General features: G+C 66.4%; 19 protein-coding genes and 3 pseudogenes. 9 read left to right on the top strand and 13 right to left on the bottom strand.

All coding sequences use genetic code 11. The annotated features are described in order from the left end of the window. Positions 1-10: 10 nt before the first annotated feature. The 5 genes and pseudogenes from H5J25_RS16945 to H5J25_RS16925 all read right to left on the bottom strand — a co-directional run bounded on the left by H5J25_RS16945 (position 11) and on the right by H5J25_RS16925 (position 5,106). A complete protein-coding gene (locus tag H5J25_RS16945) occupies positions 11-772 on the bottom strand; it encodes a FliH/SctL family protein (RefSeq protein WP_225883204.1) in 762 nt (253 codons plus the stop codon). Beyond that, positions 765-1,784: a flagellar motor switch protein FliG gene (gene fliG, locus H5J25_RS16940; RefSeq protein WP_202093101.1), complete on the bottom strand. Its 1,020-nt coding sequence runs from the start codon at positions 1,782-1,784 to the stop codon at positions 765-767. Before fliG ends, H5J25_RS16945 begins: the two co-directional genes overlap by 8 nt. Next, positions 1,781-3,438: pseudogene (gene fliF / locus H5J25_RS16935) on the bottom strand (flagellar basal-body MS-ring/collar protein FliF). The gene fliG and the pseudogene fliF overlap by 4 nt, the downstream one beginning before the upstream one ends. Before the next feature lies 1 nt (position 3,439). Further along, positions 3,440-3,799, bottom strand: a complete 360-nt coding sequence (fliE, locus tag H5J25_RS16930) for a flagellar hook-basal body complex protein FliE (RefSeq protein ID WP_202093099.1) — start codon at positions 3,797-3,799, stop codon at positions 3,440-3,442. Next, entirely contained in the window at positions 3,796-5,106 is a 1,311-nt protein-coding gene (locus H5J25_RS16925) for a sigma-54 interaction domain-containing protein (protein ID WP_202096452.1), read from the bottom strand. Before H5J25_RS16925 ends, fliE begins: the two co-directional genes overlap by 4 nt. Before the next feature lie 309 nt (positions 5,107-5,415). On the opposite strand from H5J25_RS16925, the gene H5J25_RS16920 reads away from it, so the two are divergent. Both H5J25_RS16920 and H5J25_RS16915 read left to right on the top strand, forming a co-directional pair. Continuing rightward, positions 5,416-6,234: a flagellin N-terminal helical domain-containing protein gene (locus H5J25_RS16920; protein WP_202093096.1), complete on the top strand. Its 819-nt coding sequence runs from the start codon at positions 5,416-5,418 to the stop codon at positions 6,232-6,234. Between the two features lie 231 nt (positions 6,235-6,465). Next, a complete protein-coding gene (locus H5J25_RS16915) occupies positions 6,466-9,096 on the top strand; it encodes a TonB-dependent receptor (protein ID WP_202093095.1) in 2,631 nt (876 codons plus the stop codon). Between the two features lie 164 nt (positions 9,097-9,260). On the opposite strand, the gene H5J25_RS16910 is transcribed toward H5J25_RS16915, so the two are convergent. The 8 genes and pseudogenes from H5J25_RS16910 to H5J25_RS16875 all read right to left on the bottom strand — a co-directional run bounded on the left by H5J25_RS16910 (position 9,261) and on the right by H5J25_RS16875 (position 15,911). After that, on the bottom strand, positions 9,261-10,010 hold the full coding sequence (locus H5J25_RS16910; RefSeq protein ID WP_404829549.1) for a sigma-70 family RNA polymerase sigma factor: 750 nt from the start codon (positions 10,008-10,010) through the stop codon (positions 9,261-9,263). Continuing rightward, positions 10,007-12,088 (bottom strand): flagellar biosynthesis protein FlhA, encoded by a 2,082-nt coding sequence (gene flhA, locus H5J25_RS16905; RefSeq protein WP_202093093.1) that lies wholly within the window; start codon positions 12,086-12,088, stop codon positions 10,007-10,009. The genes H5J25_RS16910 and flhA overlap by 4 nt, the downstream gene beginning before the upstream one ends. Before the next feature lie 3 nt (positions 12,089-12,091). Further along, a pseudogene (locus H5J25_RS21725) lies at positions 12,092-12,983 on the bottom strand (lytic transglycosylase domain-containing protein). A gap of 441 nt (positions 12,984-13,424) precedes the next feature. Then, positions 13,425-13,763 (bottom strand): flagellar protein FlgN, encoded by a 339-nt coding sequence (locus tag H5J25_RS16895; RefSeq protein ID WP_202093091.1) that lies wholly within the window; start codon positions 13,761-13,763, stop codon positions 13,425-13,427. Beyond that, positions 13,750-14,097 (bottom strand): flagellar biosynthesis anti-sigma factor FlgM, encoded by a 348-nt coding sequence (flgM, locus tag H5J25_RS16890; protein WP_202093088.1) that lies wholly within the window; start codon positions 14,095-14,097, stop codon positions 13,750-13,752. The genes H5J25_RS16895 and flgM overlap by 14 nt, the downstream gene beginning before the upstream one ends. Positions 14,098-14,164: 67 nt before the next feature. Further along, on the bottom strand, positions 14,165-14,689 hold the full coding sequence (locus H5J25_RS16885) for a flagella basal body P-ring formation protein FlgA (RefSeq protein WP_202093079.1): 525 nt from the start codon (positions 14,687-14,689) through the stop codon (positions 14,165-14,167). Positions 14,690-14,712: 23 nt separating this feature from the next. Continuing rightward, on the bottom strand, positions 14,713-15,240 hold the full coding sequence (locus tag H5J25_RS16880; protein ID WP_202093068.1) for a flagellar motor protein MotB: 528 nt from the start codon (positions 15,238-15,240) through the stop codon (positions 14,713-14,715). Further along, positions 15,237-15,911 (bottom strand): motility protein A, encoded by a 675-nt coding sequence (locus H5J25_RS16875; RefSeq protein WP_202093066.1) that lies wholly within the window; start codon positions 15,909-15,911, stop codon positions 15,237-15,239. Before H5J25_RS16875 ends, H5J25_RS16880 begins: the two co-directional genes overlap by 4 nt. A gap of 276 nt (positions 15,912-16,187) precedes the next feature. Between H5J25_RS16875 and flgB the strand changes: the two are divergent. The 7 genes and pseudogenes from flgB (at position 16,188) to H5J25_RS16840 (ending at position 21,378) form a co-directional block, all read left to right on the top strand. Then, positions 16,188-16,480: pseudogene (gene flgB, locus H5J25_RS16870) on the top strand (flagellar basal body rod protein FlgB). Between the two features lie 3 nt (positions 16,481-16,483). Continuing rightward, on the top strand, positions 16,484-16,891 hold the full coding sequence (gene flgC / locus H5J25_RS16865; RefSeq protein ID WP_202093064.1) for a flagellar basal body rod protein FlgC: 408 nt from the start codon (positions 16,484-16,486) through the stop codon (positions 16,889-16,891). A 2-nt stretch (positions 16,892-16,893) separates the two neighbouring features. Next, positions 16,894-17,574 (top strand): flagellar hook assembly protein FlgD, encoded by a 681-nt coding sequence (locus H5J25_RS16860; protein WP_318781332.1) that lies wholly within the window; start codon positions 16,894-16,896, stop codon positions 17,572-17,574. Positions 17,575-17,608: 34 nt separating this feature from the next. After that, positions 17,609-18,856: a flagellar hook protein FlgE gene (locus H5J25_RS16855; protein WP_202093062.1), complete on the top strand. Its 1,248-nt coding sequence runs from the start codon at positions 17,609-17,611 to the stop codon at positions 18,854-18,856. A 26-nt stretch (positions 18,857-18,882) separates the two neighbouring features. Further along, positions 18,883-19,626, top strand: coding sequence for a flagellar basal-body rod protein FlgF (flgF, locus tag H5J25_RS16850; protein ID WP_202093061.1), 744 nt, complete (start codon positions 18,883-18,885; stop codon positions 19,624-19,626). A 259-nt stretch (positions 19,627-19,885) separates the two neighbouring features. Further along, complete coding sequence (flgG, locus tag H5J25_RS16845; RefSeq protein WP_202093060.1) at positions 19,886-20,674, top strand: flagellar basal-body rod protein FlgG; 789 nt, start codon at positions 19,886-19,888, stop codon at positions 20,672-20,674. A gap of 14 nt (positions 20,675-20,688) precedes the next feature. Further along, entirely contained in the window at positions 20,689-21,378 is a 690-nt protein-coding gene (locus H5J25_RS16840; RefSeq protein ID WP_202093059.1) for a flagellar basal body L-ring protein FlgH, read from the top strand. The last annotated feature ends 16 nt before the right edge of the window (positions 21,379-21,394 follow it).

The following is a 21,394-nucleotide window of genomic DNA, read 5'->3' as shown; positions in this document are numbered from 1 at the left end:
CCGGGCCGCTTCAGACGGACGGCACGGCGACGCGGTCGATCGCGGCGGCAAGCTGTTCCAGCCACAATTCCGGCCCGTCCTCGACGATCGTCGATGCGGATTCCAGCACGAAACTGCCCCGCGCGATCGCAGCGTCGCCGACCGCGAAGATGCTGCGCGGCAACTTGCCCTCCAGCAGCGCGACATCGTCCGGATGGACGCGCAGCATCGCGGATTCGGCGGCGTCGGCAAGCATGTCGGACGCGGCGTCGATCCGGCCCGCCAGCATGTCGGGTGCGACCCCGATCTCGCCGACCAGTTTCGACACAAGGAACAGCACCGTCTGGCGCAGATGCTGTGCCATCCGGTCGCGGTCCAGCCGGTCCTCGCTGCGCAACGCCTCGCCCAACCGGGTCAGCAGCGCACGATCGCGTTCGCCCGCTTCCGCGGTTTCGGCGAGCGCGGCGGCGATCCCCTCGGCATAGCCAGCGGCATGCGCGGTCGCGACGGGATCGACGAAATGCGGTGCCTCGGCCGTCGCGTTCGCGTCGAACGGGTTCCACCCCTCGGTCGGGTTGGTGCCGGGGTTTTCCGGCGCGAAATGCTTCGGGCTCGGGTTGTGCGGCGAAAAGCCCACCGGCCCGGATTGCGCCGCCCGCTCGCGCAGGTCGTAGGCGGCGAAGCCTTCGCCCGGCCGGTCGAACGCCTGATGCAGCACATGCGCGGCGGCATCGTGCCGCGCGGAAAATCCGGCCTGGAAGGTCGCGTGTAGTCGCGGCGACATATCAGACATAATCGTCTTCCCCTCCGCCCATCTGGATCGTGCCGTCCTTCGCCAGGTTGCGCGCGATCTGGATGATCACCTTCTGCGCGTCGAGCACTTCGGTCAGCTTCATCGGCCCGCGTGCTTCCATCTCGTCGCGAATGCCGTCCGCCGCGCGGCTCGACATGCAGCCGAGGAAGCGGTCGCGGATGCTTTGGTCCACGCCCTTCAGCGCGCGCGTCAGGATCTCGCCGTCGATGTTGCGGATCAGCGTGCCGAGATTCTTGTCGTCCAGCTCCAGCAGATTGTCGAACACGAACATCGCCTCCTCGATCGCCTTGGCAACTTCGCGGTCGATCTTGAACAGCTTCGGCATCACGCGCTGCTCGGTCGCCTTGCGCGCGCTCGACAGGATCTTCGCCGCATCGCGCGTGCCCCCCATCGTCAGCCCCGCCGACGCCTGCGGCTTGCTCGACCGGCTGGCGAGCATCGCGGTCAGCGTCTCGATCGCCTCGGGCGTGATCGGCCCCAGCTTGGCGATGCGGTGCAGGATGTCGGGCTGCACGCCGTCGGGCAGCAGTTCCAGCACCTGCGCCGCCACCGCCGGATCCAGATTGGCGATCAGCACGGCGGAGATCTGCGGATGCTCCTTCTCGATCATGCTGGCGATCTCCGGCGCATCGAGCCAGTCGAGCAGGTCGATCTGGCACGCATCCTCCGCCGGCACGATCCGTGCGAGCACGCTGTCGGCCTTTTCCTGGCCCAGCGCGCGCGTCATCACCGCCTCGATCTGCGGGCGCGGATCGAAACTGATCCCGGTCCGCTCGCGCGCCTTGCCGACGAAATCGTCCAGCACGTCCTCCACCTCGCGTTCGCTGACATCGGCGACGGCGAACATCGCCTTGCCCAGCTGGCGCACTTCCTCCGGATCCAGCTTCTGCAGGATCGCAGCCGCTTCCTCCTCGCCGACCAGCATCATCAGCACCGCGGCGCGCTCGACGCCGGTATAGCTGCGGCCCATGCCTCCCGTGGGTGCGTTCATGACTTGATCATGTCCCGGACGGCGAGCGCGGCGCGCGCCGGATTGTCGCGCGTAAAGCCGCGCACCATGCCGATACGGTCGTCGTAATTCGTCGCGCCTTCGATCTGTTCGATCCCGACCGGCGCGTGGTTCGATTGGCCGCCCTCGCCGGATGCCGAATTCATGTCGCGGCCGAGCGCCGGACGCGACGCATCGTCGCGCTTCTTCATCAGCGCCTTGGACAGGGGACGCACGCCCATGATCAGCACCAGCAGTGCGATGACGATCGCGGTCACGTTGCGTGCGACGATCGGCAGCCACGCATTGTCGTACCAGGCGGGCTTGTCGGTCAGCGTCGCGGCCCCGGCGAACTTGCGGCTGATGACGGTCACCTGATCGCCGCGCGCCTGCGCATAGCCGACCGCGGTCTGCACCAATTGCGTGATCTGCTGGATCTCCACCGGGCTGCGCGGCTTGCTGCCCTCGACATCGCGCAGCAATACCGCGACCGACAGGCGCTTGACCCCGCCCGGCGCGGCGCGCGTGACGGACACTTCCTTGCCGAGATCATAGGCGCGGGCGAACTGGTCGCTCTGCTTCATCGTCGGCGGGGGGCGTTGGCGGGGGCAGTGCCCGGTGCGGCCGGCGCAGCCGCCGCGCCGTTCGGGGCGACCAAAGTCGAGGCCGGCGGCGGCGTGTTCGACAGCGCACCCGGGATACCGCCCGGCTGCTGCCCGGCACTCTCCGGCTGGTTACCCGTCCAATTGCCCTGCTCGACCTTCAGCGATCCCTGCTTGTCATAGGATTCGCGCGTCGCCTGCGTCTCGTCCAGATCGACATCGGCTTGCACTTCGGTCGAGAAATTGCCCGCCCCGACCAACGGCGTCAGCAACTGCACCACCTGCGCGCGATATTTGTCCTCGATCCGGCGCTGGAACGCGATCCGCTCGTCGCCGGCCGCGCCGAGGCCGCCATCGCCGGACGACGACTTGGTCAGCAATCCACCCATCTGGTCGACGATCGTCACCGAATCCGCCTTCATGCCCGGCACGGACGATGCCACCAGATTGATCACCGAATTGACCTGCGCCTCGCTCAGCGATCGGCCGGCCTGCAATTTCAGGATGACGGACGCGGACGGCGCGGCATTGTCGCGCACGAACACGGAGGCTTCGGGGGTCGCGAGATGCACGCGCGCCTCGGCGACCGAATCGATTTCCTCGATCGATCGCGCCAGTTCGGTCTCGCGCGCCTGACGCAGGCGTTCGCCTTCCACCGCGCGCGACACGCCCATCGGCAGTTGGTCGAGGATCGCATAGCCGCCCGGCGTCGCCTTGGGCAGGCCTTGGCCCGCCAGCAGCATCTTCGCACGCGCATAATCGTCTTCATCGACGGTCAGCGCGCCGGCATCGTCGATCTTCGATGCGATGTTCGCCTGTTCCAGCGCCTGCGTGACGGATGCCTTGTCGGCATCGGCAAGCTGCGCGAACAGGATCTTCTGCGGTGCGGCGGCCAGCGTCATCCAGGCGAGGATGGCGGCACCGATCAGCCCCAGCATCAGGATCATCGGCAGGCTGCGGCGCACCGCGGGCTGGCCCATGAAACCGGAAATCTGGTGCAGCGGATTGGCGAACCGTTCGGGAACGGCGCCGTTGGGGATGAGTGCGTTGCTCATATTACACCGGCATGCTCATGATGTCCTTGTAGGCGGACAGGAGTTTGTTGCGGACCTGCAAGGTCGCCTCGAAGCCGACGCTCGCCTGCTGGCGCGCCAGCATCACCTTGGCGATGTCGACCGTTTCGCCGCGTTCATAGGAAGCGGACAGGTCGCTGGCCTTTTGCTGGCCCTCGTTCACGCTTTTCAGCGCGTCTTCCATTGCGGAGGTGAAGCTGGTCGGCTTCGCTTCCGTCGCGGGTGCGGGCGCCCCTGCGGCGGAATTCGCACGCGCGAGCGCCTGATTGCGTTCCAGGATCTGCGCACGCAGCGCCATCACCCGGTCCACCCCCATCGGGGCGCCTACGCCACCGACGCTCATGCCCCGGCCGCCTGATTGGCGGCGCTAACGCCCCACGCTGCCTGATTGGCGGCGGGCGTGATCGCCTCACCCTGTTCGCGCGCCTTGGCGAGCCGGTAGCGCAACGTGCGTTCCGAGATACCAAGCCGCTTCGCCGTCTCGATCCGGCTGCCGCCGCACGCGGCCAGCGTCTCGCGGATCGCCTGGAATTCATGCATCTGCACGATGTTGCCCAGCGTCGCGGGCTGTCCCGGTTGATCGTTTGCTGCATTTTGCTGCACCGATGCTGCGGGCCGGTCGAACACGATATGGTCCGCCCGGATCGTGTCGCCGCCACACAGCAACAACGCGCGCTGGATCACGTTTTCCAGCTCGCGGACGTTGCCGGGCCAGTCGTGGCCGACCAGCGCGTCGATCGCCGCGGTTTCCGGCCACGGCACGATGCTGCGGCTGCCCGCGTGGCGCAGGATCATCGTCGCGGCGAGCGCGGGGATATCCTGACGACGCTCGTTCAGCGGGCGCGTGCTCAGCGGGAAAACGGACAGGCGGTAATACAGATCGGCGCGGAAGCGGCCTTCGGCGACTTCGGTCTGGAGATCGCGGTTGGCGCAGGCGATGACGCGGACGTCGATCTTCTCCGGCGTCGACGCACCGATCGGAACGACCTCACGCTCCTGCAACGCGCGCAGCAATTTGGCCTGCAACTGGATCGGCATCTCGGCGATCTCGTCGAGCAGCAACGTGCCGCCGTTCGCCGCGCGGAAGAAACCTTCGCCGCCGGACGATGCGCCGGTGAACGCACCCTTCTGATGCCCGAACAGCAACGCCTCCAGCATGGTTTCCGGCAAGGCCGCGCAATTGATCGCAATGAACGGGCCGTCGCGGCGTTCGGACGACAGGTGGATATGCTTGGCCAGCACTTCCTTGCCGGTGCCGGTCGGGCCGTTGATCAAGACGGTGATGTCGGCACCCGCGACGCGTTCGGCCAGCGCGTACAGCGCCAGGCTTTCGGGATCGGCGGCGGTCGGTGCATCGGCCCCGGCGACCAGCGCGCGGACGAAGCCGTTGCCGACCGCGGCGTTGGCGGGCGAGAAGGCGATGCGCGCCGGGCTGCCGTCGCGCGACGGCTGGACGTAATCGCCATCCTCGCCGACGATCACCGTACGGGCGGGGGCGGGGGGCGTCTCGCCATCCGCGATCAGGAACAGTTCGCCCGGCTGCGGCTTGCCGTCCTCGAACGACCGCACCGCGAACCCCTGAGCGCGCAGGCCCGAGACCAGCGCATATCTCTGCCGCAGGATCGCTGCGGATGGAACGATGGACCGGATCGTGTTGGTGAGCGGCGGACGCATGAGAAATCCCCTTGATGTCAGGGGGTAATGCGGGGGAGTTGGTAAACAGCGCGTTAAGTACATTGCCGGGCGGCAAAATATTTCCGGGCGCGCGGCCCGCCGGTGCGTGCGTCGCCCTACGCGTATGCGCGCGTGAGGGGCCGGACCTGCCCCGGTCGCCCTTGCGCCAAAAGATTTTCGCGGGGGTACTTAAAGTCCGGCGATAGCGGTCGTTATCTCTGCTGACGGCTCAGCCATCCGCTAGGGGGCGGCGAGGATCGTCAAGTCACATACGGAGACTTTGACATGACTGTAATCGGAACCAATATCGGTTCGCTGCGCGCATCGAATGCGTCGAATTCCGCGAACATCAGCCTTCAGCAGAGCATCGAGCGCCTGTCGACCGGCAAGCGCATCAACTCGGCCAAGGACGATGCCGCCGGTCTCGCCATCGCCTCGTCGATGACCTCGCAGGTCAAGGGCATGAACCAGGCGATCCGTAATGCGAACGACGGCATGTCGATGGCGCAGACGGCAGAAGGCGGCCTGAGCGAAGTCACCAACATGCTGCAGCGAATCCGCGAACTGTCGGTCCAGTCGGCATCGGGCACCTATGCGGACGAAGACCGCGAGAACCTTCAGACCGAAGTCGGCGAACTCACCAGCCAGATCACGGATATTCTCGAGAACTCCAAGTTCAACAATGTTGAATTGTTTACTGGTGACGCCGGCGCTAGCGGCGTGGTCAAGATTCAGGTCGGCGCAAATGCTGACGAGACGGTCGATCTATCGCTGGCCGTTGTTACCCTCGACGGTGTAGCCGACATCGATATCTCAGATGCCGATGGCGCTAACGCGGCCCTGGCGACGGTCGACGCTGCGCTGAAGACGGTCAACACCAACCGCGCTTCGCTGGGTGCGTCGCAGAACCGCCTGCAGTCGGTGGTCAACAACCTGACGTCCAACGTTACCAACCTGACCGACGCGCGCAGCCGTATCGAAGACGCCGATTTCTCGGCCGAAACGACCAACCTCGCAAAGGCACAGATCCTGAGCCAGGCATCGACCGCGATGCTCGCCCAGGCGAACCAGTCGCAGCAGAGCGTGCTCTCGCTCCTGCGTTAAGGATCGGAAGCGGCCCCGGCACCGCCCCCCTATGGGTGCTGGTGGCCGACCGGGCCCTTCCTTCCCACCCGATGCGAAGGGCAAGCGAGAACCCCGGTGGCCGACAGGCCGCCGGGGTTTTTGCATCTGCACACCATATTCGTCCGGTGTCAGCGGATATTCAGCGCGACCGGCACATTCTTGCGACAATTGGCCGCTACTCGCTGCCCCATCACGGTGTCGGAGAATGTAATGCGCGTTTCGAATCTGGGTTTGCTTGCGGTGCTGGGCGGGATGCCGACGATCGTCGCGGCGCAAACCACCCCCGCCCCCCAGACTGCCGCCCAAACTCCGTCGACCTTCGCTGCGCAGACGCCGGAACCTGCATCGGATGCGGAAGCCGACGAAGGCGAGATCGTCGTTACCGGGCAGCGTCCGCGCGGATCGGTGATCGGGGATATTCCGCCCGAACAGCAATTGAGCCCCGCCGACATCCGCTCCTACGGCGTCGGATCGGTGTCCGAACTGCTCAGCGAACTCGCGCCGCAAACCACTTCCGGTCGCGGCGGCGCACCGGTCGTGCTGTTGAACGGCCGCCGCATCTCGGGCTTCCAGGAAATCCGCGACCTGCCGACCGAAGCGATCCAGCGTGTCGAGATCCTACCCGAGGAAGTCGCGCTGAAATACGGCTATCGTGCCGACCAGAAGGTGGTGAACTTTGTCCTGCGCCGCCGCTTCCGCGCCGCGACCATCGAACTGACCGACCGGATCGCGACCGAGGGCGGACGCAATACCCCGAACGGCGAGATCGACCTGCTCCGCATCGCGCAGGACAAGCGCACCAACGCGCATCTCGAATATACGCGCAGCAGCGCGCTGACCGAGGACGAGCGCAACATCACCCCGCTCGCCACGACCAGCATCGATCCGGTCGACCAGCGCCCGTTCCGAACCCTGCTCGGCTCGTCGCGGGCGTTCAGCGCGAACGCGAGCCACGCGCGCAACATCTTCGGGAATATCGGCGCGACGCTCAATGCCAGCCTCGATACGAACGACGGCAACGGGCTGAACGGTCTGCCCGGCCTGTCGCTCGGCGTGCCCGCGGGCAGTCCGTTCGCCACCGGCGGCAGCGCGGGGACGGTCGTGCGCACGCTGGGGCTGAACCCGTTATTGCAGCGGAAGACGTCGCTCACCACGCATCTCGGCACGACGCTGAACGGCGATGTCGGCACGTGGCGCTGGTCGCTGACCGGCAATTACGATCGGGTGCGATCCAAGACCTATACCGACGTCACCGACGCCTCCGCCTTCCAGGCGCGGATCAATGCGAACGATCCCGCCGCCGATCCGCGCGGCGTGCTGAACGCGGGCGATTTCGTCTCCACCAACCGCGCACGCTCCACGTCGAACGTCGCGGGCGCGGACATGCTGGTCAACGGCACGCTCTTCTCGCTCCCGGCCGGCAAGGTCTCGACCAGCTTCCGCGTCGGCGCATCGACCAGCGATTTCGACAGCGATTCGCTGCGTCTCGGCGTCACGCAGCGCGGCAGCGTCTCGCGCGACATCGTCAACGGCCAGGCGAATATCGACCTGCCGATCGCCAGCCGCGGCAAGGACGTGCTGCCGTTCCTTGGCCAGTTGTCGGCGAACTTCAACATCGCCGCGGATCACCTGTCGGACTTCGGCACGCTGACCACGATCGGCTATGGCGCGAACTGGGCGCCGGTCGATGCGGTGCGTTTCATCCTGACCGTCACCGATCAGGACGAGGCGCCCAGCGCGCAGCAGCTCGGCAACCCGACGATCGCGACCGCCAATGCGCGCGTGTTCGACTATATCGCCGGCACCACTGCGACCGTGACCCAGCTGACCGGCGGCAATCCCAACCTGATCGCCAGCAACAAGCACGTCATGCGCCTGGGCCTGACGGTGAAGCCGTGGAGCAAGAAGGACATTTCCTTCACCTCCAGCTTCGTCAAGAACCGCACCGACAATCCGATCGCGTCCTTCCCCACGCCGACCGCGGCGATCGAGGCGGCATTCCCGCAGCGTTTCCTGCGCGATGCCGCCGGCAATCTGCTGCAGGTCGATGCGCGCCCGATCAACTATGCCGAAAGCAGCAACTCGCTGCTCCGCTGGGGCGTCAATTTCTCGACGCCGCTCAAGTCCAAGATCCAGAAGGAATTGGAGGCGTTCCGCGCCGGCACCGGGCCCAACCCGTTCGCCGGCATGACCTTCCCCGGCCGTCGCCCGGGCGGCGAGGGCGCACCCGCAGCCGGTGCTGGCGGTGAGGGTCGGCCCGCGGGCGAAGGACGTGCGGCGGGCGAAGGACGTGGCGGCGGCGAAGGCCGGCCCGGCGGTGGCGGTCGCTTCGGCGGCGGCGGCGGGCAGGGCGGGGGACGCCTCAACTTCGCGGTCTACCACACGTACAATTTCACCAACCGCGTTACCGTCGCGAATGGCGGACCCCGGCTCGATCTGCTGAACGGCGATGCGATCGGCGGAAATGGCGGGCAATCGCGCCATCAGGTCGAGGTGCAGGCCGGCTATTCCAACAACGGCATCGGCGCGCGCCTGTCCGGCAACTGGCAGAGCGGCACGACCGTCAACGGCGGCACGCCGACGTCACCGGAAGTGCTCAATTTCGGCGGCCTCGCCACCGCCAATTTGCGCCTGTTCGCCGATCTCGGCCAGCGGCTGGATCTGGTAAAGAAGCACCCCTGGGTGCGCGGCATGCGGATCAGCGTCGGCGTCGACAATCTGTTCAACACGCGTCAGCGCGTCACCGACTCAGCGGGCGCGACCCCGGTCGGCTTCCAGCCGGATTATCTGGATCCGCTCGGCCGCACGGTGCGGGTGACGGTGAGGAAATTGTTCTTCTGAGGCGGGGAGTGGTCGTCCCCGGCCAGTTCCGTCATTCCCGCGCAGGCGGGAATCCATAATCACGACGTTGGAAATGGATCACCAGCGACAGCCAGTATGGATTCCCGCCTGCGCGGGAATGACGATGATGTGGTGACGTAAAGGGCTGCACCACCGAGCGAACATCACCGCGCCGCCCCCAGCGCCTTCTTCAGCTTCTGGTGCGCGCTAGCCTTGATCTGGCACACCCGCGCCGCGCCGACGCCCAGCACCAGCCCGATCTCCTCGAGGTTCAGTTCCTCGACATAATATAACTGCACCACCTGCGCTTCGCGTTCGGGCAGAGCGGAGATCGCCGCGATTAACGCGCCGCGCAGATCGTTCTCGGACAATTGCTCGAACGCATCGGGCTCCGCACTCGCAAACCACGGCTGGTCGTCGGCATAGACCTCGTCGATCGATTCGAAGCGCAGCGGTTCCGCCGCCGAATAGTCGAGCCGTAGTTTTTCCAGCGTCACGCCAAGCCTTTCCGCAATCATGTCGTCCTTCGGTTTCACACCCGTCTCGTCGGTCAGCGCTCTTACCGCCTCGGCATAGGCACGCCGCCGCTGCATCGCGCCGCGCGTCAGCGTCGCCTGCCGCCGCAGCGCGTCGATCATCGATCCCCGCACCCGCGTCAGCAGATATTGCTCGAACGTCACTTGCCCGCGATCCTCGAATCCGCTCGTCGCCTCGACCAAAGCGACAAGCCCGATCTGGATCAAATCCTCGACCTCGATCGCGCTGCTCATGCTGCCATGCACATGCCACGCGACGCGGCGGATCATCGGCAGATGCTTGCGCGCCAGCGCGTTGGCGTCCGCCGCCGGCCCGGTGCGACCATAGGTCAGCGGCACCGCACCAACGAAGGCGTTCTGGTTGGGCATCATGCTCATGCCGCCAACGCTTGCGGAGCACCGATCACGGCGACGACCTCGACCGCCTTTTCCTCCGGCACTTCGAAGAAGCTCATCACCGGCGTATCGGGCAGGATCGTGCGGATCAGCTTGCGGATCGCGACGCGGATCGCCGGCTGCACGACCAGTACGAACGGCTTGGCCTCCGCGATCAGCGGGTTCGCCGCCTGTTGCAGCGCATCGACGATGCGACGCCCCAGATCGGGTTCGATCGTGTGGCGGCGCGACGGATCGCTACGCACTGCCTGCCCAAGAAGACCTTCCAATTGTCCCTCCAACGTCATCACGCGCAACGGCTCGCGCACGCCGCACAATTTGCCGATGATCAGCCCGCCCAGTTCGGGGCGGATCAGTTCGATGATCTCGTCCGCGTCCAGCGACTTCTGCGCGGCGATCGAGATCGCCTGCGCGATGCTGCGGAATTCCTTCAGCGGCACGTTCTCCGCCAGCAGGCCCTTCAGCACCTGAGTCAGCGTGGTCAGCGGCAACGGATTGGGCGACAAAGCGGCGACGAGGTTCGCGGCGCGCTCCTTCAATCCGTCGAGCAAATTCTGCACCTCGTCCGGGCCGAGCAGGTCGGCCGCATGGCTGCCGAGCATGTGGTTCAGATGAGTCGCGACGACGGTGCCCGGATCGACCACCAGATAGCCGGCGCCGGTCGCGGCATCGGCATCGCCCTGCGAAATCCACACCGCGTCCAGCCCGAACGTCGGGTCCTTCGCCTTCTTGCCGACCAGCGACCCGATCGCCTGACCCGTGTCGAGCGCCAGCATCTCCTCCGGCGACACGCTGTCCTCGCCCAGCACGACGCCGCCGACCAGGATGCGATAGGCGAACGGCGCCATGTTGATGTCGTCGCGGACGCGCACCTGCGGCACGACGAAGCCCAGTTCCTTCGACAATTGGCGGCGCACGCCGGTGATCCGGCTCATCAGCGGCGAACCGCGACGTTCGTCGACCAACGGCACCAGTCCGTATCCGATATCCAGGTTGACCTGCATCGTGTCGGTCACTTCGTCCCAGCCGATCTTCGACTGGTCGACCGGCTCGATCTCCGCGACCTCGACCGGGGCGGGGCGCTTGGCCTTCTGGTTCAGCTTGTACGCGGCATAGCCGGCGGCGGCTGCAGCGGGCAGGATGATGATGTGCGGCATGCCCGGCATCAGCCCCAGCAGCCCGAGGATGATCGCGACAGGCGTCCAGGTCCGCGCGCTGGCGAACTGCCCGCCGATCTGCCCGGCCAGATCCTGGCTGGAGGTGACGCGCGTCACGATCGCGGCGGCGGCGATCGACAGCAACAGCGACGGGATCTGCGCGACCAAAGCATCGCCGATCGCGAGCAGCACGTATGTATGCGCCGCTTCGCTGATCGACAGGCCGTGGCTCACCGGGCCGAGGATAAGGCCGCCCGCGATATTGGCGAACAGGATCAGCAGGCCGGCGACCGCATCGCCTTTCACGAACTTCGACGAACCGTCCATCGACCCGTAGAAATCCGCCTCGGTCGACACTTCGACGCGGCGCGCCTTGGCTTCGTCGGGGGTGATCAGCCCGGCGTTCAGATCGGCGTCGATCGCCATCTGCTTGCCGGGCAATGCGTCCAGCGTGAAGCGTGCGGACACTTCGGACACGCGGCCCGCGCCCTTGGTCACCACGATCATGTTGATGATGACGAGGATCGCGAACACGAACAGCCCGACGATATAGTCGCCGCCGATCACGAACGTGCCGAACGCCTCGATCACATGGCCGGCGGCGCTTTCGCCCTGATGCCCGTGGCCCAGCACGACGCGCGTCGATGCGACGTTCAGGCCCAGGCGGAACAACGTCGCGAACAGCAGGACGGTCGGGAAGGCGGAGAAATCGAGTGGCTTCTGTGCATTGAGCGCGACCATCAGCACTGCGAGGCTGATCGCGATGTTCATGATGAAGAAGATGTCGAGGACGGGCGTCGGGATCGGCACAACCATCAATACGACCAGCAACAGCGTCGCCAGCGGCAAGGCCGAGGATCGCAGCAGCGGCAGGATGCGGCCCTGTTTGAGTGCAGCGGCCATCGTTTACGCCCCCAACGTCGCGAGCATCATGTAGGCCAGCTTGGCATTGGCCGGGGTCGGGCGGATCAGGCTCGCCATCTGGCGTTCGCTGCGATTGCCGCCGAACTGGTCCAGCGTCGCCTTCGCCCACGCGCCCGCGCTATGCGATCCGCTGTCTTCGTTATTGCCGGGAATGACGGTCGCGCCGTCTATCTCCATCGCCGCGGATGCCATCGTCACCGCCGCTTGGTCGAACAGGCCGCTTGCCGTCCCAGTCGCGACGCCCGCGCCCTTGTCCAGCTTCGCGGCGAAGCGGTCATAGACCTGTGAAAGCGACCGCGCCTGCCCGCCCGAGGTGAAGAAGACGCTGCGGTTCGCGCGCGCCGCGGCGGGGAACAGGCCGGCGGCGGGGCGGTCGGGCGTGTTCGCCATATTCTTCAGGAACGACTTGGCGCCGCCCAGTCCCAGGAAATGCGCCATGTACAGATCGGTGCCGGTCGCATCGCGGCCCAGCGAGTTTTCCAGCGCGTCCTTATTGTCCGATGCATGTTCGGCCGCCATCAGCGACGCGGCCTGCGGATCGTTGCGGAGCGCCATGATCGCGCGGCGCGTGGCGGGGATCGCTCACCGTCATCCGCCCGCTGCCGGTGGAGGAGATCGCATCCGATGCCCAGGCCATGCCGTGTTCGGCGCCATGCTGCTTCATCACGCGCAGCCAGCTCTGGTCGATGAACTGGTACAGGCCGGACGCGCTCGACGTCCCGGCACGCGCATCGCTGCGCATCCCGCTTTCCAGCTGCGCCTGTCCCATCAGGTACGAGAAGTCGACGCCGGTCTTCTGGCTCGCCAACGCGATCGCGGACTTGGCCGAGACGTTGGTGCGGGCGGCAGTGACGGCAAATGGGTTGAAGCTCATCGATCCTCGGCTGATTGACCTTGTCGGGGCCAGATCAGCAAGGAACGTGCCAGTTCGGGGCGTTTGGTGGGGAGGGCGTTCGGTGGGGGGGGCGGGGAGGGGTGTTCGGGGGGGGCGTAGGACCGCCTCCAGCCACCGTCATTCCCGCGAAGGCGGGAATCCCTAGGGGCTGACGCTTGCCGTCTTCAACGGGGCGTCGTGATTATAGATTCCCGCCTGCGCGGGAATGACGGTGGCTGGGTAATGTCCCGGTTTTCAACCGTCAGAAGTGGGATCGGCCCGACCTAAACCTGACATCACACCCCCACCCGTTCGTGCTGAGCCTGTCGAAGCACCTGTCCCCGGGGCCCGCCCTTCGACAAGCTCAGGACGAACGGAGGGTGTGGGGCGGCATACGGTCCGCGACGACGGCACATGCGGTGGCCAGTCTCGCAAAAACCCTCAGGCGTAAGCGCGCATAGACCCGGTCGCGCGGTAGATCGCGCCGCCCTGGCCGGCATCGCCGGTCAAGGTTTGCAGGCGGCGGCGAACATTTGCCGCCATCAGGTTGACGTAGATGCGGCACGTTTCGTTCAGCCGGTTGGCCTCGTCCGCCAGATCGCGCAGGTCCGTGCCCGCCGGGCCGGTGCCCAAGGCGGCGACCGCCTCGACCCCCTGCAACTTGTCCTGCGTCGCGCGTTCCAGCGCGGCGATGTCATTCGTCTTCAGCGCGGCAATCTCCTGATGCAGCGCTTCGATCACCCGGATCAGTGCGTCGCGGCGGGTGTCATTCGCCGTCATTGCGCAACCAGTCGTATTTCGACGCGATCAGCCGATCCGCGATGGTCGACGGATAGATCGGGAAATTGCCGTCCGCGATCGCCTTGCGGATCTTGGCGATCCGTTCGAGATCGATCGGCGGGGACGATGCGAAATCCTTCGCCGTGCTGGCGACGGTCGATTTCTCGACCGTCGACTGCTCGCCCCCGGATTGCTTGACGGTCGTCGCCTTGACGGCGCCGCGGTCCGCATCCTGTTCCACCGTCGGCGCGACCGTTGCGGTCGGCACGACGCGTGCGACGGGCGCGATGCGCTCGCCAGTCTGTACCGGCTTTACGCCGAGAGGATCCACCATGTTCGCCCCTTTCCGGGTCCTGCCACACAGGGATAAACGGCAGGCCGGGGGAAAGCTTTAGCACGATTTATTCGCTCCATCCGGGCAGGGTCGCGCGGCCGCTTTCGACCGCGACCGCCTGGACCGGTGTCTTGGCATCCTCCACCCGGACCATGAAGCGCGCGCCCGGTGCCGCATCGCCCAGCGCGACGCCCTCGCGCGTGATCGAAAAACCGTTCGATCCCGCGGCGATCGTCACCGGATCGCCGCGTCTGATGACGGGTTCGGCCTTGACCGGTGCCGCAACGCTCTGCCGGGCCGGCTTGTTGGTCTCGGTGGGGGTGAACAGGACCGGCACGAAGATCCGCCATTCCGGCCCCGTGCAGCTGACGACGACCGCATCGTGCACTTCCGACCGCCACGACATGGCGAGCGTCGGGCATTGCGCCAGCTTCAGCCGCGCATCGACCACGCTCCGCGCGCCGCCCTGGCTGCCGATGCCGCGCCCGGTAAAGGCGGCGACCGCGCGGTCCAGCGCCGCCGTGTCCTGAAATGCGGGCGCGGCGATCGCGGGGGTGGCGCACAATAATGCGGGGATCAGCAGGCGGTACATCTTGGGTCCTCCGAAACGGCAAATCATGGCCGGTCGCCCGGCAATCGGCCGGCAAAGCCGAGCGTGACGACGACCGACCGGCTCTTGCTGCTGCCGGTCACGATCGTCATGCGGTCCTGCGGCACCGCGCGGGCGCGGGCGAATTCGGCGGCGATCGCGCGCGCACGGTCGGCGGCGAGCACGGTGGCGCTGCCGGTCGCCGCATCCACGTCGCCGGTCGATCCGTCGCTATTCCCGCTGATCCTGATCGTCACGCGTGGATCGCGCGTCGCCTCGCGCGCCCAGCCGATCAGCGCATCGGCGGGGGCGGGCAGGGCGGCGGATCCGGCAGCGAAGTCCGCCATCGACGCGGCCGCGACCGGCATCGGATCCTCGACCACCCGGTCCGTCCCGAAGCCCTCGCGGATGCCCTTGGCCAGTGCCTTGCGATCCAGATGCCCGGTCGCCTGGATGAACACGAAGAACCCGACCAGCAGCAAGGCGAGATCGGCGAGCGTCATCAGCCAGGCCGGGCGGCCGGGCGCGTCGTCGGGGAAGTCGTCCGGCATCATGCCGCGTGCGCCATATCGCGGGCCAGATCTTTGGGCCGTGCGCGCGCGGCCAGCGCGACCAGCGGCGCCTCCAGCCGCGCGCGCTCGACCGCCTCCACCCGCACCTGCCGCCGCAGCCGCACCGCGATCGGGCTGCAGACCAGATTGGCCAGGATCGCGCCGTACAATGTGGCGAGCAACGCCACCGCCATCGCCGCGCCGATCGCGCTCGGGTCGGTCATCCGCGTGAACATCGCGACCAGCCCGATCAGCGTGCCGATCATCCCCATCGCCGGCGCGACCTCCGCCGCACCGCTCCACATTTCGACCGCCGCCAGCTGCCTCTCGGTCCGCAATCGCCGTGCATCGCGCAGCATTACGGCGACGTCGTCCGGCCCCTGTCCGTCGATGATCGCGAACACCGCGGCGGACACGTCGGGGTCGGTGATCACCGACCGGTCCAGCGCCATCACCCCGTGCCGCCGCGCGATCCGCGTGAAGGCGCCGACCTGATCCAGCAACCCGCCCGCATCGAAGCGCCGCCGCGGCAGTCGCGCCAGCGCCGCCATGCCGTCGGCCAGATCGCGCACGGGCGTACGCAGCATCGTCGCGACCACCGTCCCGCCGACGACGATGCCGGCGGCGACGGGGTCCAGGAACGGTGCGAGCGCGGAAGCGAGGTCGAATGTCATCGCTCGTGACGTAGCAAGAGGCGGGCCAGTTTCCCCCGCCGCCGCGGCCACCCCAGCACCGGCCGAAACCACCGGCAAAGCTTGCCGCCACCGGCAAGTCCTTGCCGCCCCGCCCTGCCGCCCCCCGGCAAAACACCCCGCCACGCCCGGCGAACGCAAACTGGCACGGCCATTGCTTAGCCATCGACGCACACTGACGTGCGGAGACCGACCAAGGTGGACGAGAACAGTCTTTTCGGAGTTCATGGGGCAGCCCTGCAAGTGCGTTCGCAGCGCATGGGTCTGCTCGCCTCCAATATCGCGAACGCCTCGACGCCCGGCTTCAAGGCGAAGGACCTGGATTTCAAGGTCGCGCTTTCGGCGGCGGAGGGCTCGGGGGGCTCTCCGCCACCGGCATGGACAGCGCCACGCGCTACCGCAATCCGATGTCGCCCTCGATGGACGGCAATACGGTGGAACTCGCCGCCGAACAGACCGCCTTCGCCGAAAACGCCGTCCAGTATCAGACGACCCTGTCGTTCCTGAACGGCCGCATCAACACGCTCACGCGCGCGCTGAGGGGAGAATAAGCCGTGGCCGATCCGCTGACGATCTTCCAGGTGGCCGGAAAGGCGATGTCCGCACAGCTGCTGCGGATGAACACCACCGCCTCCAACCTCGCCAATGCCGGCGGCATCGCGTCCAGCGAAGCCGCCGCCTACCGCACGATGAAGCCCGTCTTCCGCACCGAATATGACAAGGCGACCGGCCTCGCGACGGTCAATGTCGAAAGCGTCGTGACGGCGGGCGCCACCCCCACCAAGCGCTACGATCCGTCGCACCCGATGGCCGACAAGGACGGCAACATCTGGGAAAGCGCGGTCGATGAGACGCGCGAGCTGGTCGACATGATGGAGACCGCGCGCACCTACCAGAACAATGTCGAAGTGATGCAGACCGCCAAGTCGCTGATCCTCGATACCCTCAAGATGGGCCGCTGATCATGAGCAGTTTCGATACCACGCTGGCCAATCTCGGCATCGCCAAATCCTCCGGCGCCGCGGCCAATACCGCGACGACCAAGTCGTCCACGCTCGGCCAGGCGGACTTCCTCAAGCTGATGACCGCGCAGCTGAAGAACCAGGATCCGTTCGCCCCCGTCGACAATACGCAGATGGTCGCGCAGATGGCGCAATTCTCGTCCGTCGCCGGCATCAGCGAGATGAACAGCACGCTGAAGGCGATCTCCGACAAGCTCGCCGGCACCAGCCAGAGCGACGCTCTGTCCTATGTCGGCCGCACCGTGCTGATCGAGGGTACGAGCGCCTACGGCCGCACCGCAGGCGGTATCGCCGGCGCGATCGAACTGGACGACGACGCCGGCGAGGTCAACGTCTCGATCCAGTCCGCCGATGGTCAGGTGCTGAAGACGATCCAGCTCGGCGCGCACGTCAAGGGCACGGTCGATTACGAGTGGGACGGCAAGACCGCGGACGGCGCGGATGCCGGCAGCGGCCCGTTCAACATCAAGGTCAATGCCGGCACGGACGGTGCGGAAATCACCAGCCGCTCGCTCGTCTGGGCACCCGTCGCCTCGGTCTCGATGCCGTCCTCGGGCACCCCCGTCCTCACCCTGCCCGGTATCGGTCAGGTCCCCATAACCAGCGTCCGTCAAATCGGCTGAACCGCCAAAAACCGCTAATCTTCAGGAGTTTACTATGTCCTTTTACACTTCGCTCAGCGGCCTTCAGGCAGCACAGACCGAGATGTCGACCATCTCGCACAACCTCGCCAACGTCGGCACCGACGGCTTCAAGAAGAGCCGCACCAACTTCGCCGACGTCATCGCATCGAACCTGCAGACCGATCCGCGCAAGCTGGTCGGCTCGGGCACGGTGATGAAGGGCAATACGCAGCAATTCTCCGAAGGCAGCCTGAAGACGACCGGCTCCTCGCTGGATCTCGCGATCAGCGGCGACGGCTTCTTCGCGGTCAAGACCAACGGATTGAGCGCGGCGGTCGCCTATACCCGCAACGGCAGCTTCCACGTCGATCCCTCGACGCACAACGTCGTCGATGATCAGGGCAGCAGGCTGCAGGTCTATCCGGTCGATCAGGACGGCAACGTCACCGCGACGGGCAGCGACGGGCTGACCAATCTGCGCCTGCCGAGCACCAGCGGATCGCCCAAGGCGACCACCGGCGTATCGCTCGGCGTCAATCTGCAGACCACGGCGAAGATCCCGGTCGGCACGTTCGATCCGCTCAACGCCTCGACTTACAACAACGCCACCACCACGACGGTCTACGATTCGACCGGCAAGGCGATGACGATGACGAACTATTTCCGTCACGAAGCGGACAATAGCTGGTCGGTCCGCTCCTATGTCGGCATTCAGGAACTGACTGTCGGCGGATCGGCCACGCCGACCACGCTCAGCTTCGACTCGAACGGCAACCTGACCGCGCCCGCTGCGCCGATCGCCTATGACGCGATCCTGCCCGCGACCGGTGGCGCATCGCAGTCGATCGGCCTCGATCTGGCCGGCACGACGCGCAAGGCCAGCGCCTTCTCGGTCGTCGGCCGCAGCCAGGACGGCACCGCGGTCGGCGAATTGTCGGGCGTCACGGTCGACAAATCGGGCATCGTCACGGCCAGCTTCTCGAACGGCGACACGATCGCGCTCGGCAAGGTCGCGCTCGCCAACTTCACCAACCCGGCCGGCCTGCGCCAGAACGGCAACAGCTATTGGTCGTCCAGCGGCATTTCGGGCCAGGCGTTGCTCGGCAGCGCGAACGACAATGGCTACGGTTCGCTCAATTCGGGCACGATCGAGGGGTCGAACGTCGATGTCACCGAAGAACTGGTCAACCTGATCGCGGCACAGCGCAATTTCCAGGCGAATGCCAAGGCGCTCGATACCGCGAACCAGATTTCGCAGACCATCTTCAACATGCGCAGCTGATCGATCTGACGGACGGGATCACCTGAGTGGACAAACTGATCTATACCGCGGCCTCGGGGCTGAAGGCGCACATGGCGTCGCAGGCCTCGATCGCGAACAACATGGCGAACGCGTCGACGATCGGCTTCCGCGCCGACCGCGTCGTGTTCGACCGGATCGAGATCAAGGGCGCGGGCTTCGAAGCGCGCACGCCCTCGTCCGAAGAGGTGATCGACGCCGATCGCAAGCAGGGCGCCGTCCAGCAGACCGGCCGCGCGCTCGACGTGGCGATGGGCGGCGACAGCTGGCTCACCGTCCAGGCGACCGACGGCAGCGAGGCGTATACGCGTCGCGGCGACCTGTCGGTCACCGAAACCGGCGTGTTGCAGACGGGCGACGGCTTCCCGGTCATGGGCTCCGGCGGCCCGATCACCATCCCGCCCTATCAGTCGATGACGATCGCCGGCGACGGCACGATCAGCATCATTCCGATCGGCGGCGATGCGAAGAACCCGCAGGTGATCGACAAGCTCAAGCTGGTCAGCACCAAGGGTTCGCAGACGCTGAAGGGTCTCGACAACCTGCTCCACGTCAAGGGCGGCGGCGTCCTGCCCGAGGATTTGGAAGGCAAGGTCACCGGCGGCGCACTGGAAGGGTCGAACGTCAACATGACGCAGGCCCTGGTCGACATGATCGAGAATCAGCGCGCGTACGAGGTTCAGGCGAACCTGATGAAAGAAGCCAAGACGATGGACGAAAGCGGCGCATCCCTGATGCGCATGCCGTCGTGATGGCCCCCGGTTCTTCTTCCCTCGCTGAAAGGGAGGGGCCGCCCTCTTCTCCTCCCCTCCCTGAAAGGGAGGGGCCGGGGGTGGGTAGGTTGCGACAGCTCCCCCCTCACACCGCGCGAACCCGTAAGCGTCCGCCACACGCCGCAACCGGGTATCGAACGATCGGAACGGCATCCCGGGCGTCCACCCACCCCCAACCCCTCCCTTCCAGGGAGGGGAGTAAGATCAACACCCCGCACGTCCTTCACGGAGCAAGACCATGAGCAGCGCAGCAATGCACATCGCCCGCACCGGCCTGGATGCCCAGGACATGCGGATGCGGGTGATCTCGAACAACCTCGCGAACGTCAACACGACGGGGTACAAGCGCGACCGCGCGGCGTTCGAAACGCTCGCCTATCAGACGGTCACCGCCCCCGGCGCGCCCAGCACCGCGGAAACCAGATTTGCGACCGGCCTCAATCTCGGCACCGGCGTCCGCATTCAGGGGACGGCGCGGATCGATACGCAGGGGTCGATGCAGACGACGGGCAACTCGCTCGATCTCGCGCTCGACGGCGACGGCTATTTTCAGGTCCAGTTGCCCGGTGGTACGCTCGGCTACACCCGTGCGGGCAATTTCTCGCGCTCGCCCGAGGGGCTGATCGTCACGTCCGAAGGCTATCAGGTGATGCCCGGCATCACCGTGCCGGAAGGCGCGACCGCAATCACGATCGGCACCGACGGCACCGTCTCCGCGACGATCCCGGGCCAGGCCGCCGCCAGCGAACTCGGCCAGATCCAGATCGCCGCCTTCCCGAATACCGAAGGGCTGCTGCAGGGCGGGGACAATTACCTCACCGAAACCGCGGCCAGCGGTGCGGCGAATCTCGGCGTGGCCGGCGTCGATGGGCGCGGCGGCGTGCGTCAGGGCATGCTGGAGGCGTCGAACGTCAACGTCGTGCAGGAACTCGTCGACATGATCGAAACGCAGCGTGCGTACGAGGTGAATTCGAAAATGATCTCCGCGACGGACGACATGTTGAAATATGTTAACCAAAATATCTGATGATGGTTAACGCCATGAAACAGATCATCTTCTCCGCGATTCTCATCGCCGTCACCGCCTCCGCCGCCCCGGCGCCGGCCGATGCCCGCCTGTTCGGCCGGAAAACGCCGCCGGCCGATTTCTCGGCATCTCTGCCGCAGCCGGTGGCGCTGCCGCCGGCGGTCGCGACGGGGTCGATCTTCCAGATCAACGACGGCTATGCCGCGCTTTACGAGGGATCGCGCGCGCGCCGCATCGGCGATCCGCTGACGATCGTCCTGGTCGAACGCACTGCCGCGTCCAAGTCGGCGGGGACCAAGCTCGATTCGGGCGGCAGCTTCGGCATCACCCCGCCGACCACCGGCCTCGCGTCCAAGCTGTTCAATCCCAGCGACGTCGCCGCCAGCGGCAAGCGCAATTTCGCCGGCAACGGCTCCGCCGATCAGTCCAACACGCTGTCGGGCGAAGTCAGCGTCACCGTGGCGAAGGTGTTCCCGAACGGCACGATGCTGGTGCAGGGGCAGAAACGCGTGACGCTCAATCGCGGCGACGAGTTCGTCCAGATCAAGGGGCTGATCCGCACCGCCGACATCGACGCCGAAAACCGCGTCCTCTCGACCCGCGTCGCCGACGCCCAGATCGCCTATACCGGCAAGGGCGACGTCGCCCGTGCCAGCCGCCAGGGCTGGCTCAGCCGCTTCTTCTCCGTGGTGAGTCCGTTCTGATGGGTGCGCTGATGAT

This window comes from Sphingomonas aliaeris (genome assembly GCF_016743815.1).
Taxonomy (GTDB): Bacteria; Pseudomonadota; Alphaproteobacteria; order Sphingomonadales; family Sphingomonadaceae; genus Sphingomonas; species Sphingomonas aliaeris.
This window is presented reverse-complemented; position numbering and strand designations above follow the sequence as displayed.